We start from the raw sequence: 16,082 nt of genomic DNA on the forward strand, positions 1-16,082 counted from the left end.
TAGGCGATATTGGCATCTTCATCTTTATCCGAAATAGAGGAATTCAGTTGGGACCATTTATACAGAGCCAATTTTAATTTTTTGTTGGTTAATTTTGAGAGTCGTCCCGAATTTTCCAGATCTCTTAAAATAAATTCTGTCCTGTCCCAATAGGGATTATCCAGGCACTCTATCAATAGACTATCTAACTTTTTTCCCTTGAAATCGTGAAGACTGTCCGTTCCAATTAACCGGATCAAGACAGACAAACTGCTGTGCGTATCCTTTGTTTTTTTCAATACAGAATCGAGAGATACTTCATTTTGAGAAAATTCCGAACGAAGGTCTGTCAGGAGCTTTTGCTCCTCCTTCTTTTCCTTTTCTAGTTCATTCCAATTATTGACTTGCAAGGCTAGTAGAATTCCGATCATGACCAGCGCAATTTCGCCCAGGGCGTAAAGCAGGTAACGGGAAACCTTGTTTTCAATGAGCATTCTTTGACGGATGTTTCTGAAGAACTTAATCATTTATTTGTTACATATTTTCAAGCTGTTGTATTACTTTTTTGGACCTTTCCAACGCATTTTTCTGACTGCGTAGCCATACCCTCTGGAGCCCTTTTTTAACCACAATAAGGGATAAGAACTGGTCGTCTATCTTCAATACTTTTTGAGTTGGTATATCATCCGGAATATTATCCGCCTCCATCACGCTGAATATAACATAGCCGGTACCCGCGGAAATCAGATAATCTGTAATCTTATTATTCCAGAATTCATCCAGATAATATTCCCCTTTTTCTATAGCGTTATAATTGGCTTTTAAGGCCCTGAGTTTCTGTAAAAGTTCGGAATTTGACAACAACGCCCGGGAATCCGATTCTAAGATATCATCTAGTATGGGCGATTCCACAATGGCAGGATTATAATCAAATATTCTGATATTGGAAGTGTAGTTATATTCTGTTAATCTTTCTTTGTACGCCAATGTTATGAATCTGTCCATACTGGCCATGCTGACTTCATTATAATTTACTTTGTCTTCAAGAATAGCAATATTTTCCTGCATCTCTTTTTGAAGTGAAAGCAATAGTTTTTTTTCCTGTTCCTGTAATTTCTGATGCTCGTTCCAGTTATTGATCTGCAGGGCAATAAGTATTCCTATCACCACCAGTACAATTTCACCTATCGCATACATGAGATATTGTGAAAACTTGTTTTGGGTGAGCAATTGTTGGCGCAGCTTACGGAAAAAGGTGATCATAGTCAGGAAAAGTTGGTTCCTTAAAAATAGGAATTTATGCCTAACAATTTATATTCGGACGGCCTACTCTTTGGCTCCCGTCCAGGGAGCCGCAAAGGCCCGGTTTGGGCAGTAACTGATGCCTTGCAAACTGCCGTTTTCCAGGTAGCCAGAATGGTAGTAGTCATTGCTGTCATCGCTGGTAGTAAAGGCAATATATAATTTGTCCCAGTTGCGGTTGATCAACCCATTTTTAACAGGGCTGCCATAAAAGGTCCCGGAAAAAGTATTTCCCTCCACAGCTGTTACCACGAACATCTGATAATACCCATCAGCTTCGGGAGTGGGCCGTAAATCGATGGTCCACTCCCCTACCAAGGTATCTGAAGGAGACATCGCAGAATCTGCCTCCTGGGCTATTGCATTGTGTATGCCACCTATCAGCAACATTCCCAGTATGATGTACTTTACCTTATTTTTCATATGAAAATTATTTTTCTTTTAAACTCAGGGCAAAGCCGCCGCCCGGGGCTAACATAACCTCAACGGTATCTGTATTGGAAACATCCATCGTTTTAATTTCGTAGGCCTGTGGATTGGTATCCCAATGGGCGTCCGGGCCATCTTCATAAAGAATGGCCTCATACGTTTTGCCTTCCTCCAGGAAGTTAAACACTATGGTCTCCATCCTTTCTTCGTCACCAGTGATACCTCCCACAAACCAGTTGCCGGTGCCTCTTTCTTTTCTGGCGATTGTGACATATTCGCCCACTTCTCCATCCAGGACATGGCTCTCACTCCAGTCGACTCCAACATCCCGGATAAACTGCAGGGCCGGGTGAGGCTTCCCATTTTCCATATAATGCTCAGGGAGATCGGCCAGCATTTGCACAGGGCTGTAGATCACCACATATAAGGCCAATTGGTGGGCCAGGGTGGTACTTACCTGATTATCTGGCTTGTACTCGTCAAACTTGATGTTAAAGATCCCCGGCGTAAAATCGATGGGACCAGACAGCATGCGCGTAAAAGCTATCGTAGGTAAATGATTGGGAGGATTGCCCCCGTCTGCAGCCCAGGCGTTGAATTCCTGTCCCCTGAGCCCTTCCCTGGCAATGGCATTGGGATAGGTTCTGCGTTTCCCGGTTGCCTTAATTGGTTCATGGGCATTGATGGCAATTTTCATCTTGCCTGCCTCTTCCAACACCTTTTGATAGTGACGTACCATCCATTGTCCGTGGTGGTATTCCCCTTTGGGAATGATTTTCCCTACATAGCCAGTTTTTACGGCATTCATTCCATTGTCTTTCATGAATTTATAGGCAACGTCCATCTGCTTTTCATACGTAAGGGGAGCGGCAGAGGTTTCATGGTGCATAATAACCTCCACGCCTTTTTCCCTGGCATATGCCATCACCTTGTCAAAATCATAATCTGCGTAAGGGGTCATAAAATCGAAAACCCCTTCGCGGTCATCTGTGTTGATCCACTTATCCCAGCCGGTATTCCAGCCTTCCACCAACAGACCCTTGATGCCATTTTCTGAGGCAAAATCAATATATCGCATCGCATTTTCTGTGGTTGCCCCATGGTTGGGTTTAATCTCCCCACTGTTGGTAAAAGTGTTCATACTCTGGCTGCCTTCCATATCCCAGGTAGATTTTCCAAGGTGCATTTCCCACCAGATACCCACGTATTTCATTGGCGTAAAATAACTTACATCCCCCAGTATGTTCGGATCGTTTAAATTGAGAACCATTCTGGATTCTATTAGGTCGCCCGCCCGGTCTGCGATCTGTATGGTGCGCCAGGGGGTATTAAAAGGTGCAGATATCATGGCTTTCCCCTGCAGACGTTCAGAACCTACCAGTTCGCTTACCATACTATTGTTGCTAGTATCTACTTTTAGGGTCATGCCGGAATAATCGGTGAGATCTGCCTCGTGAAAACTCAGATACACTCCCTCTGAGGTCTTCATGGTCACGGGGGTATTCACTGCATTTTCGGGTATATAGGTGGCTTTCAGATTGGGATCATCGCGTTTTGAAATTGCATCGATCTCCGAAAATTTGGTGGCATTGTAAAGGTGTTCGTAGATATCCCAGTCGCCCGGTTGCCACCACACCTGGTGGTCCCCGGTGAGGTTAAACTGAGTATTTTCATCTGTAATCAATACTTCGTTCAGATTTGGTTGTTCGGGGAATTCGTAACGGAAGCCAATTCCATCATCGAAGGCCCGGAAGACTATGTTCAATTTTCTGTTGGGAGCCCCTGTTTCTTCAAGTTGAATCTTTAATTCGTTAAAATGATTGCGAACACTGTCTTGTTCCCCCCAGGGCATGGCCCAGGTCTCATCTTCCTGACGATTGTTCATTTCTGTGATGCGAAGACCTTCGTTTAGGGGAGGTTGGTCCTTAAATTCAAAACCCATGCTGGAAGAAAGGATCACAGCGTTTTCCTTATAGAAAACCTCGTATTGGGGTGTCCCAGCTTCCGTCAGGGAGAATTTAACACGTATCTGTTCATTGGGGGAGCTCAGTAACGACTCCGTTTGCATAGAGCAACCAAAAAGAGAGAAAACAAATACGGTGAGACATAGCAAGGCGGCATACTTTTTTAAACATGAAATCATTTTGGAAATTTTTTAAGAGTGTTTCTAAAGATAAAAAAGAAGTTGATAAACTACTAATTCTTGTTCAAACCACAGATTAGGATTTATCCCCCATCATTTCTGAAGGAGACCTCCAGCTTGTTTCCCTTGGCTTTAAAGTTAAAATACCCATCTTTAACTACCGGGGCTTCTGAACTGCGCATTACCCTGCACGGATCGCCAGCCTTTACTTCAGGAAGCCGCAACAGAATTTCCCATTCCGGGTTCTTTTGGGTAACGGTGATGGTTATTTCCCCGTTTTCAGCGGTCTTATAAAAGACGGAGACGGAATTATCTGCTATAAGAATATTCTCCAGGGAGGCGTTTGGCCAGGCATCAGGCATTTGAGGCGTTATTTTCACTTTCTTTTGGGAGGCCATTGGTTCAACACCAAAGAACTGCTGTACAATGGGGATGGCAAAACTATAAATATTCCAGGCCTGGGTCATCATCCCATAATCCGGAGACACCTCGTACATGCTGCCAGGCAATGCAAAGCTGAAGGTCCTCGCCATACGTTGCAGATAATTAAGGGCCTGATTGGGCCTGCCGTAATTATTCTCTGCTATGGCCTGCACTCCGGTAGGTAAGGTCATCACGGCCCCGGTATACGAAAACACCTTAGAACCTTTAAAGGATCCCTCGTCCGAACCTGCTGAGGCATCCCGGTCTATTCCGGTTACAAATACACCAAAAGGATTTACAAAGGTCTCGGCAGTTGTAAGTGCCCGCAGTGCCTTATCCGGATCAGCCAGCTTCATTTCCATGGGAGTATTCACCACCCAGTTATGGTGTAACACAAAAGGCCTTGGATTTTGAGAAGGATAGGCTAAAATTGACTTTTTAGTGACTTCCAGTTCTGCTACTGCCCAGGGTTTGTTGAGCGTATCTGCCCGTATCATTGCATCTTCAATAAGACGCAATGCCTGTTGGTCTGTGCCTATGAAGTCGGCGTACGAATTAAACTCATCCGACCAGAACTCGGTATTGATCTTGTCCTTTATAGCATCGGCGGTTTTCTGGTATTGGTTGGCCAGGGCGGTATCCCCTAATTCCCCGGCTATTTCCGCAGCATCGGAAAAGGCGCGTTGGGTATAGACGGCCACGTCTATCATCTCGCTGTCCAGGCCATGTATCTCCATCATCCCAAATCCATCCGGAAAACCGTTTCCATTGGCATCTTTTTCACGCATCAGCCATCCAAGCCCATTTTTAATAGTGGGAAAATAGCGCTCTAAAAAAGCCCTGTCGCCGTTCCACTTGTAGATCTCCCAGATCAGTGAGGCAAATTGTGGTGTTTCGTTAATATTTCCTTCGTTAAAGACCGCTCCATTGGTAGATACTTCATGGACAATACGGCCATTGCCGTTGGTGACCTCAGATAAACTATCTAATAAAGCGATGGTCTTATTTACCGCCTCTGTTTGCCCCACTGCCATATACCCTTTAAGGGCGTATTCGCTGTCTACCCCAAACCACCAGGGATAGTCCGGGATACCGGCGGTGATGCCTGTCCCAATTTCGGGAACGGTTCGCACCAGCCAATCACAATTGTACTTGAGCCATTCAAAGGTCTGCTGCAGGTGTTTATCCGGAATAGTGAGTTTAGATTGGTTCGCTAATTGTGCGTAGCGGTCTCGCTTTTCTTTAAAAAGGGACAGGGATTCTGTTTGCAGCGTTTTATAGGTGGCCAAAGCGGCGTTTTCTGACACATAGGAACCTGCGATGGCAAACTGTATGGTTCTGGATTCTTTGGCGGCAAGTGAAACGGAGAAGGAAAGAGATGCAGCAGAGTCCTTCTCATGATAAATTGATTTTGCCCTTCCATTATTTTCAGAAGGTATATTGGCCCCAAAGGTTACGAACCATGGGTTTAGACTATCTCTTACTACCCAGCTGTCCGTGGACTCATTAAAATAGCTGATATCGGGACTATTGAGCATATTGCTGCGTTCTCCCAGCCAGGTAGGGCGAAGGTCAGCATATCCGGTAAAAGAAACAGCTAATTCCCTATGGCTATCCGTTTTATTGGTTATCACCAATTGTATAAGGATCCCTTCCTGATCATCGGGAACAAATTGCCAGCGTTCTGCTTTAAGTCCCTGCTCATCCAACTCAAATGTATGTTTGTTGGCAAAAGGGTAATTGGTGAATTTGTCGGCTTTATTAAGTGTAGTCTTTAATCCATCTGAACCGAGCATTATCTGAAATCCGTCCATCAATTTTATGGGATGATCCCAAAGTCCGCCCATCTCATTTTTTATATGCCAGCCCAGTTCCGGAAAGCTTCCATCCTGGTGGCCCACCAGATAGACCCTGTTGCCTGCCGTGACAAAGGGCGACTTTAGATAGGCTTTCTTACCTTCAATATGGGGTGTGTCTATAACTAGCTCAGCGAACGAAAATGTTTCAGCATCTTTACATTGCAGCAGAATTACTCCCAATACAAGCCATAGAAAGATTTTTCTCATCATCATAAGAACTATTATTTAGTATTAGATCCTAGTCAATTTGTCCTCTGATTTCAGATACTGTTGTAAAGCAAGGTATTATTCCTGAGGCGTGGAAATAGTAATATTTCTATATTCTACAGGTCCGTGATCTCCTTGCAATAACAGAGGCCCTGGCTTCCCTTCGTGGCTATTTAGTGCACCCCCGGTGATCCCAGGGATTATTTGCCGGAATATAACGGTTTCCCCGTTGGCCACAATGGTTACACGGCGGCCCACTAAGGTAATATCATAGCTTTGCCATTCCCCTGCCTTCTTTGCAACATTTTCATTGGGTGTTAGAAAGCCATAAACACCTCCCAGATACACAGAAGATGGTTCCTTTCCGTAGCTGTCCTCCACTTGTACCTCATAACGTCCACGGAGGTAGATTCCAGAGTTTGAATGCTCCGGATATCTGAATTCAATATGGAGTTTAAAATCCATGAATTCTTCCTCCGTCATAAGGTTTACCCCTGAAGCGGGACTGGTAAGGATACCGTCTTTTACGAACCATTGGTTGGCGTTACTCCCCGCAGGGATGGTCCAGCCATCTGTGGTATTATCTTTAAGCAGTGCTATGGGTTTTGACCATTTTGCCGGTTCTGGTGTAAGCAATTCTGGTGCCCGTACTCCTCTAAACATATGTGGCTTGCCATATGGATCGATAAGGTTACCTTCCATGGCGCCTTGGTTAACTGTTCCGGTTACATGTAAATAGTGAGTTCCATTCCATTGAGGTGGTATACTGAAGTTGATCAGATTTTCTTTAAAATACACTTCAGAAATAGGCCTGGCGCTTCCTGAAACACCCACAAAATGTCCTACCAGTGCCTTGCTACCAGATTGTTTCACCTCCAACCAGGCAGGTAGCCATTTGTCTCCGTCTTGCACTTCAAGGTCCCAACGACCAATGACACTCGGAGTTTCCTGGGCCATTATAAGAATGGAACAAAAAAGAAAGGATAAAATAACTATTCTTTGGAAAAAGGGGGAGGATATTTTCATTGCGATGTGTTTTTGGATATGTCTATAAATATAGAAAATAATTGTAAAGCGAGGTAAGATAGCAAAGCTTTTACACCCCTTTCTTTCACTTCTGCATGCAATGAAGCAGTAAACACTATATTCTCTTTCAAGCACCAATATATCTTCAGTGTTTAGAGAAATAAATTTAGAGAAAGGCGATAACAAAATCTGTTCGAAAATATTTTATTACATTGATATTCAATATTTTATAATTGTGTAACCTAGGTTACACAAGCATCAAACAATGACTTTTCTCAGTATTTTTCCTTTTTCTTGCTACTACCTTTATCGTAATCTAAAAACCGCAACCCGGGCACTGGGGAAGGGCTCTCTAATAGGCACAGGGTTGCCTAATGTACAAATCAATGAAAAACTATCTGGTTACTTTCGCCTTTTCACTCTTTGCCATGACCGTCTTCTCACAAGCCGGACATATTATGCAAGGGGTGGGTTCAGTAAACATGTCTATGGGTGGGGCGGCCACCGGGCAACCCCTGGATATTTCAGGAGCTTTACAATGGAACCCAGCTGCCATTTCCGTCTTCGATGAAAATCAACTCAAATTAGATATTGGATTCTTCTTCTCCTCACCCGAACTAAACTCTACTGTTCCGGAATTTGATAATAACGGGCAACCTACGGGAAATTTCTTTAGCGGCAGCACCGCTGATGACAGGGGAGTATCTCCCTTGCCAGCAATTGCTTACGTATGGACATATCCCGAAAGCAAGCATACCTTTGGACTCTCTGCCTTCGGGATTAGTGGTTTTGGGGTTACCTTCCCGGAAAGCAGCAGCAATCCTATTAATATGCCTCAAAGCATGGGTGGCTTTGGCCGTGTGGAATCAGACTATAGTCTGCTGCAGGTAGGACTAACATGGGCCTATGAAGTCTCCGACCAATTCTCCATTGGGGTAGAACCAACCTTCAATTACGCAAGCCTGAAGTTGATCCCAAACCCCACAGCAAATCCCACAGGGGCCGGCTATCCTTCTGCTGATAAGGCAACAGCCTTGGGATTTGGTGCACAATTTGGTGTTTTCTATAACAGTCCGTCTGGTTTTAAAGCTGGGGCATCGTATAAGACCAAGCAATCCTTTAGTGATTTTAGCCTGGACAACACCTATCTTGATAATACAACCGCCACGAATGATTTTAAGATCAACTATCCGGCTATTTACTCAGTGGGTTTAGGATACTCTCTTGGCAATGTTGACCTGGCATTAGATTACCGCATGGTAGATTATGAAAATGCCGAGGGCTTTGCTGAAAAAGGCTGGACCAATACCTTTTCCGTAGCGGGATTTGGCTGGGAGAACATCAATATTATTTCTGCAGGAATCCAATATAAAGGAATTAACAAACTGCCTTTACGTTTGGGCTATACCTATAGTTCCAATCCTATAAACAGTGATCTTGCCTTCTTTAGTGTTCCTGCGACAGCTGTTATAAAAAACGCCTTCCAATTTGGCTTTAGTTTTGAAGCCAGTGATAAAATATCTCTGGATGCCGTATACCACTATGGGTCTAGCGGAGGTAGCACTTCCGGACCTTTATTAAACCCTCAATTCATCCCCAACTTCCCTCCTTATGGAGCAATTCCCGGAAGCGAAGTTTCCTATGACATGACGACTTCCATGATCATGGTAGGGGCCAGTTATACCTTTGGCAAGTAATCTACTGGATGAATATTGACTTTTATAGCCAGCAAAGCGATACTGCAAACACGGTATCGCTTTTTTTTGGAAAGACATCTAAAAAATTTAGTAGTTTTAAAATGGTGTATAGGTCACCTTACCGTTAACAATGGAGAATTCACTTCCCTTTATCGCAGCATTGATGGCTTCTATGCTTCATGTCGTTACAGGGCCAGACCATTTGGCTGCTGTAACACCTTTCGCCATTGAAACAAAAAGAAAAGCGTGGAAGATTGGTCTTTCCTGGGGATTAGGTCACCTGGCGGGAATGCTTGGAATAGGAATCCTCTTTGTCTTATTCAAAGAATTGATCCCAATAGACCTGATATCTGATTACAGCGAACAATTGGTAGGGTTTGTACTGCTGGGGATTGGTTGCTGGGCGATCTATAAACTTTTTAAAAAAGATAAAAAACATGCCCACCTTCATGTACACAGTGAAGAAGGGCCTGTTATACACAAACATTCTCATGACCATAGCCTTAATCCCGGGCACCACCACCACCATTCAAAAAAACTACATCAGTCTAATTTTGCTTCATTTACTATTGGTTTACTTCATGGTTTGGCAGGCATATCACATTTTTTGATGTTTTTACCGGTATTGAGTTTTGAAAACACATCTGATGCCGTTGCCTATATCAGCGGTTTTGGCTGCGGGATCGTCCTGGCGATGACCGTGTACACTTTTCTCATAGGAAAAGTTGCTGCGCTTTCAAAAAATGGACATAACGAAATGTTTTTTAATGGTATCCGGTTTTCGGGAGGTCTTTTTGCAATTATTATTGGTTGTTATTGGATATTTAGTACTTAACATATACGAGGCAATTGTTCCCCTAATAACGGGCTAACTATGCGTTTGCCTCCCAGGTTACTTCGCATAACCACTTTGGCAGGATGTTCTGAAGTAAATGTACCTATACTCGCAGCATTGGTGCCCTTTGGATCCTTACGCATCAGGGTTAAAACATCTTCTTCTATTGCAGCATCAACAATTACTACCATCACTCCTTCATTGGCAACATACAAAGGATCTAGTCCCAGTATTTCGCATGCAGCGGCCACTTGTTTCTCGAGGGGAATGGCTTTTTCTTCGAGCACTATCCCTTTATTGATATCTGTGGCGATCTCGGACAACACACTGGCGAGACCCCCTCTGGTAGGATCTCGAAACAGATGAATTTTCTCTCCAAATTTATCGAGCAGATCCCTTACCAAAAAATGTAAATGGGTGGTATCGCTTACGATGGCAGATTCAAATTCTAGTCCCTCCCGTTCAGACATGATCGCCATACCATGTTGGGCGAGAAATCCGTTCACTATGATCTTATCTCCGTTCTTTACAGCCTCTGAAGAAATTTGAGCTTTTGAATGTACGGCTCCTACCCCTGTAGTATTGATAAAGATCTGATCCCCTTTGCCCCTTTCCACTACTTTCGTATCTCCTGTTACTACCTGAACTTTACAGGCATCTGCCGTCTTTTTGATTGACGTTATAATATCCTGAAATTGTTTCATGGGCAATCCTTCTTCAACAATAAAAGAAAGGGTTAGGTACTTGGGCATTGCACCGCACATAGCTATATCGTTGATCGTTCCGTTTACGGCCAGTTCACCAATATTGCCTCCTTTAAAAAAAATGGGAGACACTACAAAACTATCTGTTGAAATGGCCATGGGACCATCAATATTTATGATGGCCCCATCGTGTTTCTGATCTAAAAATGGATTGCTGAATATTTTAAAAATATTGGCATCTAATAGTTCCCGAGTCATTAATCCGCCACTTCCATGACCCAGTTGAATCTGCTGATAGTTCTTTTTTGTTGATTCCATTGATTAGGAAGAAATTAAATTATCTGAATAGTGATAGTAGGCTGCACAAGCTCCTTCAGAAGAAACCATAGGTGCTCCAAGAGGATTGGCTGGGGAGCAGCCTTTCCCAAACTGGCTGCACTGATGTGGCTTTTTGATCCCTTTTAATATTTCGCCTGCAATGCAATTTGGGTTTTCAGCCGCTTCTATGGCCTGTAACCCAAATTTATACTCGGCATCAAAGCTTTGAAATGCTTTCTTAAGTACGAAACCACTATTCGGAATGGTACCAATACCTCTCCATGCTCGGTCTCCCACCTCAAAAATAGTATCTATCACCTTCCTGGCCTCTATATTGCCCTCTTCCCGAACGACCCTTGCGTACTGATTTTCCACCTCATACCGCCCTTCTTCCAGTTGCTTTACAGCCATATAAATACCCTCAACCAGATCTAAAGGTTCAAAGCCCGTGATAACGATCGGGATCTTATAGCGAGCCGCCAGAGGATGGTACTCTTTCGTTCCCATAATGGCGCATACATGGCCGGCACCCAAAAATGCATCGATGCTACAAAATTCATCATCCAGTATACCCTGCATGGCAGGTGGCACCAAAACGTGTGAGACCAGAATTGAATAATTGGTAAGGCCTTCTTTTTGTGCATGCAATACTGAAAGGGCATTTGCAGGGGCCGTAGTCTCAAAACCCACTGCAAAGAAAACTACCTCTTTCTCCGGATGTTCTCTGGCAATTTTAACTGCCTCCAGAGGGGAATACAGAATTCGCAGGTCACCCCCATCTGCTTTTGCTTCCTGCAGACTTTTATTACTGCCAGGAACCCTTACCATATCTCCAAAGGAACATACAATGACTCCTTGCTCCAACAATTCAACTGCCTTATCTATAAGGTTTATTGGAGTAACGCACACAGGGCAACCAGGGCCATGAATCATGCGAACTTTTTCTGGTAATAACTCCAGAATACCATTTCTAACAAGACTATGTGTCTGACCTCCGCAGATCTCCATAATATTCCAGGTTTTGGTAACGGTCTCTTCAAGTAGATGTAAAAAGCCTTTAGTGGCCTCCATATTTCGATATTCATTGAGATATTTCATGATTTTTGAATTATGTTAGAGAAGAAAGCCAGCTGTCCAAATGAAATGTTTTCATCGTTGGGAGATAAAGCACTATTAAAATAGAGTATATAATCGTCTTTACCAATTTCTCTGATCATATCTACCAGCACAGCATTCTGAAATACGCCCCCGCTACAGGCTATTTGGTTAACCTTATATTGGTCTGCCATTTGAAAAATCAGCGTAGCCAGGGTATATAAAAAGTTTAAAACGATTTGTTCCCTCGGTGTTCCATTTTGTAAATCGGTATGAAGTAATTCAATAAGTTTATACGTTGGGATTACACCCTTCTCCTCTATCTTGATATAGGCGTTACAATCCTCCAGCCGATACGTGGAAATACAACTCTCCATCAACATGGCGGCTTCCCCTTCAAAGGAGTTATGATCGCAAATACCAAGGAGGGAAGCAACTGCATCAAAAATTCGTCCTACTGAAGACGTTTTCAGTTTATTTTTTTGCTTTATAATCTCGTAGATTCCAAGAGCAGTACTGCTATATTTTTCTTCCAGTAAATACTGCATATCAGGATTGGCCAGGGAAAAAAGTGATAATATGGGATCTGAAGCCATTTTGTCGCCTGCCAGCCAATCAAAATACTGAAAATTACCTATTCGATTTATCAAATGGTCTTCAAACAAGAAAAACTCCCCACCCCAGATGGCCCCATCTTCACCATACCCGGTACCATCCCAGATAACTCCTAATACGGGCTCATTTTGTTCAAAAAGTTGATGTTCGCCCAAAACCGAAGCAAAATGTGCCTTATGATGTTGAATTCCATAAACTTCAGCGCCCCAGATTTGTCCCTGTGATCTTGCAAACTGAGTACTCTCATAGACAGGGTGAAGATCGTGCAGAACAACCTCAGGGGTCTGTTCAAACATTTGAACAAACATTTCTGCTGTTTTGACAAAGCGCTGATAAACATCATAATTATCCAGGTTACCCAAATATTGGCTCAGGTAGATATAGTCATTGGGATTGAAAGCGATAGTACTCTTCAAATGCCCGCCCATTGCCATGACCTTATTTGTAAGACCGGGTAAATGTCCGTAGTAATTGGGAGCATACCCCCGCGAGCGCCGGAAGAATATTTTTTGCTGATATTTTGGTGTGAATTTAAGTACGGAATCGTCCTGGGGAATACTGATCTCCAGATCGTGATGTAGGAAATAGTCGGCCACCTCTCTCAATTCCCTGACCGCATCTTCTTCAGAACTTATAATAGGCGATCCATGGATGTTACCACTGGTTGCCACCACAGGGAAGCCTATTTCTTCCATCATTAAATGCAATAAGGCCGTATAAGGGATCATGACACCTAATTGACTCAGGTTAGGAGCCAAGGCATCCACTGCTAGTTGCCCTTTAAACAATAGAGCATTGATCAGGACTATGGGCTTTTCTGTACTTGTTAATGCCAATTCCTGAAACGGGCTTAGACTGCACACTTTTTGCAACTCGGTTATAGAAGGATATACTATTGCAAGTGGTTTTGATGGTCTTTTTTTTCTTCTGCGCAATTCTGTAATAGCGCTCGTATTGCGAGCATCGCAACAAAGCAAATACCCACTGGTATTCTTTACGGCAATGATATTTCCTTCTCGTATAAAGGAGGCTATTTTTTTAAATACCGCTTTTGGTTTTGTTTCTAATACTGTGCCCTTTTTATCATTCAATGAAAGCTGAACACCACATTGACCGCAAGAATTTGTTTGCGAATGGAAGCGTCTGTCCAGGGGATCTTTGTATTCCTTTTCACATTCGGTACACATTTGGTATTTTTCCATGTTGGTGTGATTCCGTTCAAAAGGAAAAGAATTTGTAATGGCCCAACGAGGTCCGCAGTAAGTGCATGTTGTAAAGGGATAGTAGTAGCGCCTGTTTTCTTGATCGGTCGTTTCTTGCCTACACACTTCACAAAGGGCAAAATCTGGGGTAAGCTGCAAATTAAGGAGTGCGTTTTTTTCTGAGGCTACAATGGAAAAGCTACTAAAGGATTGCTTGGGGATTTCCTGCCTGGAATGGCCATTAATTCTCGAAACACTGGGTGGGTGTGTCAAAAGGTGATGATAAAAAAGATCGAGATTTTCTTTGCTAGCAGTTGCATAAATTATGACCCCTTCTACGTTATTTGATACGGTGCCTTTTATATGGAACTGAAAGGCCGTTGAATAAACAAAGGGTCGGAATCCGACCCCTTGTACCTGTCCGTTGATCACAATTTTACAGGTCATGATGTGGTTGTAAATGCACCCTGCAACCCTGCAATAAGGGTCAGGATCTGTTTTATGGTTTCCGGAATGGCCGCTTCTACTTCTGGCGATAATTCCACAGTCATTGGCGTCACGCCATCTACCGAAATGGTGAACAGGTGTATATCTGGTTTTACATCCATGAGGTATACTGCTTCTATCATGTCTTTCAAACCCACATCATGAACACTCAATGCAGTAGGGAAATCGGCTGCAAATTTGGGACGAATAAGGGAAATTGTTCCGGCCGGTTGCCCATCCATGGTGGCATCTACAAAAATGACCGTTTTATAGGCTTCAAAACAGTTCAGTAATAAAAACCCTCCTGTTCCCCCATCCAGAATATCTACACCCTCCGGTAAGGGTTTATCCGCCATCTGCTGAATAAGGTGCACGCCTACGCCTTCATCTCCCATGAGATAGTTGCCCACCCCCAGAACCAATATACTTTGTGACTTATCCTTTTCAAAAAAGAAAGCATCACTGCTCACGGCAGTAGGTGTTCTGACTATCCTGGAAATCCCCATAATACAATGGTGTTATGCACGCTTAACCTACAGATTCGGGTTCCGGTTCTACTACCGGAGGTTCTACATTGGTAATATTGGCTTTCTTTGTGGACATGCGTTCTGAAGAAACAAACTTATACCCGCCGAACATTGAAGACACTTCCCCTCTACCTTCGAGCCAATCATGGTAAAAGACCAGATATACATGAATCAAGGTGAATAAAATGAATAACCAGGTAGCCGAATGGTGTATAGTCCTGACAATAAAATCGCCCCCCATAAAAGGAACTACCCAGGCAAAAAGCTTAGGAAGCCACCACCCGGACATGGAGGCATACAAACCAAAACCTGTGAAGACCTGTACCAGGGCTATCAGGAATAGTGCCACATAAGAAAGGGCCGCCATGGTGTTATGTCCCACACTAATATTTTTTACATCAGGATGTTTTTCATTTCCTAAAAATATATCCACCCTTAACACATGCCAGAGATTGTGCCACATTTTCCTATCGCGAGGGATATATGCCTTCCAACTTGCAAAACGATTCCCAACGAAGGCCCAGTATACTCTCAAAATCATATTAAAAAAGAAGATGTATGCTGATCCAAAATGAATAAACCGCACGGTACCAAACCAATAGCTTTCGCTCGCCTCTGCATTAGACATAATAGCAGGTGGATCGGCGATAATAAATCCGGTAATGGCCAAGGTTGTAATTGCCAGCACATTGATCCAATGGAATATCCTTACCGGTAATTCCCAAACATAAACGCGTTTATAGCTTCTTGTTTTCATGACAGCACTAATTAGTTAGATATCACAACTAGAGATGTTCTGTACCTGTGAAATGTGATTGCCATGCTCATCATACAAGTGCACGGCACAAGCTAAACAAGGATCAAAAGAATGGATGGTCCTTATGATCTCTAAGGGTAATTCCGTATCGGCCACCGGGGTGCCCAATAAGGTAGATTCATAGGCAGAGCGCTGCCCTTTTGGATCTCTGGGAGATGCATTCCAGGTAGATGGTACTACCAACTGGTAATTTTCAGTTTTGCCATCCTTAATCCGTATCCAGTGAGCCAGTGAACCACGGGGAGCTTCAGAGAAACCAACTCCCTTGGATTCGGGTGCCCATTTTTCCGGCTCCCATTTCTCCATATTAGCCATTCTACTGTCCCCATTCTTGATATTTTGCAACAGGGTGTTATAGAATTCCATCGTCCAATTGGCTACCAATTGTGTTTCTATACCTCTGGCAGCAGTTCTTCCA

General features: G+C 43.4%; 14 protein-coding genes. 2 read left to right on the plus strand and 12 right to left on the minus strand.

The features are described 5' to 3' along the window. From WBM49_RS00280 to WBM49_RS00305, 6 genes are all read right to left on the minus strand, one after another. Positions 1 to 506, minus strand: a 506-nt coding sequence (locus WBM49_RS00280; RefSeq protein WP_424370053.1) for a DUF6090 family protein, incomplete at its 3' end; no start/stop codon positions are given. Between the two features lie 7 nt (positions 507 to 513). After that, positions 514 to 1,242 carry a DUF6090 family protein gene (locus WBM49_RS00285; RefSeq protein WP_424370054.1) on the minus strand — a complete coding sequence of 243 codons (729 nt, stop codon included), beginning with the start codon at positions 1,240 to 1,242 and terminating at the stop codon, positions 514 to 516. A 63-nt stretch (positions 1,243 to 1,305) separates the two neighbouring features. After that, positions 1,306 to 1,704, minus strand: coding sequence for a hypothetical protein (locus WBM49_RS00290; RefSeq protein ID WP_424370055.1), 399 nt, complete (start codon positions 1,702 to 1,704; stop codon positions 1,306 to 1,308). A gap of 7 nt (positions 1,705 to 1,711) precedes the next feature. Further along, on the minus strand, positions 1,712 to 3,853 hold the full coding sequence (locus WBM49_RS00295; RefSeq protein ID WP_424370056.1) for a glycoside hydrolase family 97 protein: 2,142 nt from the start codon (positions 3,851 to 3,853) through the stop codon (positions 1,712 to 1,714). Between the two features lie 83 nt (positions 3,854 to 3,936). Continuing rightward, entirely contained in the window at positions 3,937 to 6,348 is a 2,412-nt protein-coding gene (locus WBM49_RS00300; RefSeq protein WP_424370057.1) for a glycogen debranching protein, read from the minus strand. Between the two features lie 72 nt (positions 6,349 to 6,420). Continuing rightward, positions 6,421 to 7,368, minus strand: a complete 948-nt coding sequence (locus WBM49_RS00305) for a 3-keto-disaccharide hydrolase (protein ID WP_424370058.1) — start codon at positions 7,366 to 7,368, stop codon at positions 6,421 to 6,423. Positions 7,369 to 7,754: 386 nt separating this feature from the next. On the opposite strand from WBM49_RS00305, the gene WBM49_RS00310 reads away from it, so the two are divergent. Together WBM49_RS00310 and WBM49_RS00315 are read left to right on the plus strand one after the other, a co-directional pair. After that, entirely contained in the window at positions 7,755 to 9,065 is a 1,311-nt protein-coding gene (locus WBM49_RS00310) for an OmpP1/FadL family transporter (protein WP_424370059.1), read from the plus strand. Positions 9,066 to 9,195: 130 nt separating this feature from the next. Further along, complete coding sequence (locus WBM49_RS00315) at positions 9,196 to 9,900, plus strand: hypothetical protein (RefSeq protein WP_424370060.1); 705 nt, start codon at positions 9,196 to 9,198, stop codon at positions 9,898 to 9,900. Here the strand turns inward: WBM49_RS00315 and hypE are convergent. The 6 genes from hypE to WBM49_RS00345 form a co-directional block, all read right to left on the minus strand. Beyond that, on the minus strand, positions 9,897 to 10,922 hold the full coding sequence (hypE, locus tag WBM49_RS00320) for a hydrogenase expression/formation protein HypE (protein WP_424370061.1): 1,026 nt from the start codon (positions 10,920 to 10,922) through the stop codon (positions 9,897 to 9,899). The two genes, WBM49_RS00315 and hypE, sit on opposite strands and share 4 nt — an antisense overlap. 3 nt (positions 10,923 to 10,925) lie before the next feature. Next, positions 10,926 to 12,020 (minus strand): hydrogenase formation protein HypD, encoded by a 1,095-nt coding sequence (gene hypD / locus WBM49_RS00325; RefSeq protein WP_424370062.1) that lies wholly within the window; start codon positions 12,018 to 12,020, stop codon positions 10,926 to 10,928. After that, a complete protein-coding gene (gene hypF, locus WBM49_RS00330; protein WP_424370063.1) occupies positions 12,017 to 14,281 on the minus strand; it encodes a carbamoyltransferase HypF in 2,265 nt (754 codons plus the stop codon). Before hypF ends, hypD begins: the two co-directional genes overlap by 4 nt. Then, positions 14,278 to 14,826: a hydrogenase maturation protease gene (locus WBM49_RS00335; protein WP_424370064.1), complete on the minus strand. Its 549-nt coding sequence runs from the start codon at positions 14,824 to 14,826 to the stop codon at positions 14,278 to 14,280. The genes hypF and WBM49_RS00335 overlap by 4 nt, the downstream gene beginning before the upstream one ends. A gap of 22 nt (positions 14,827 to 14,848) precedes the next feature. Continuing rightward, positions 14,849 to 15,604 (minus strand): Ni/Fe-hydrogenase, b-type cytochrome subunit, encoded by a 756-nt coding sequence (gene cybH, locus WBM49_RS00340; RefSeq protein ID WP_424370065.1) that lies wholly within the window; start codon positions 15,602 to 15,604, stop codon positions 14,849 to 14,851. Between the two features lie 15 nt (positions 15,605 to 15,619). After that, positions 15,620 to 16,082: nickel-dependent hydrogenase large subunit (locus tag WBM49_RS00345; protein WP_424370066.1), on the minus strand; the 463-nt coding region annotated here is incomplete at its 5' end.

The sequence above is a fragment of the Muriicola sp. genome, from assembly GCF_049669965.1.
Lineage (GTDB): Bacteria > Bacteroidota > Bacteroidia > Flavobacteriales > Flavobacteriaceae > Muriicola.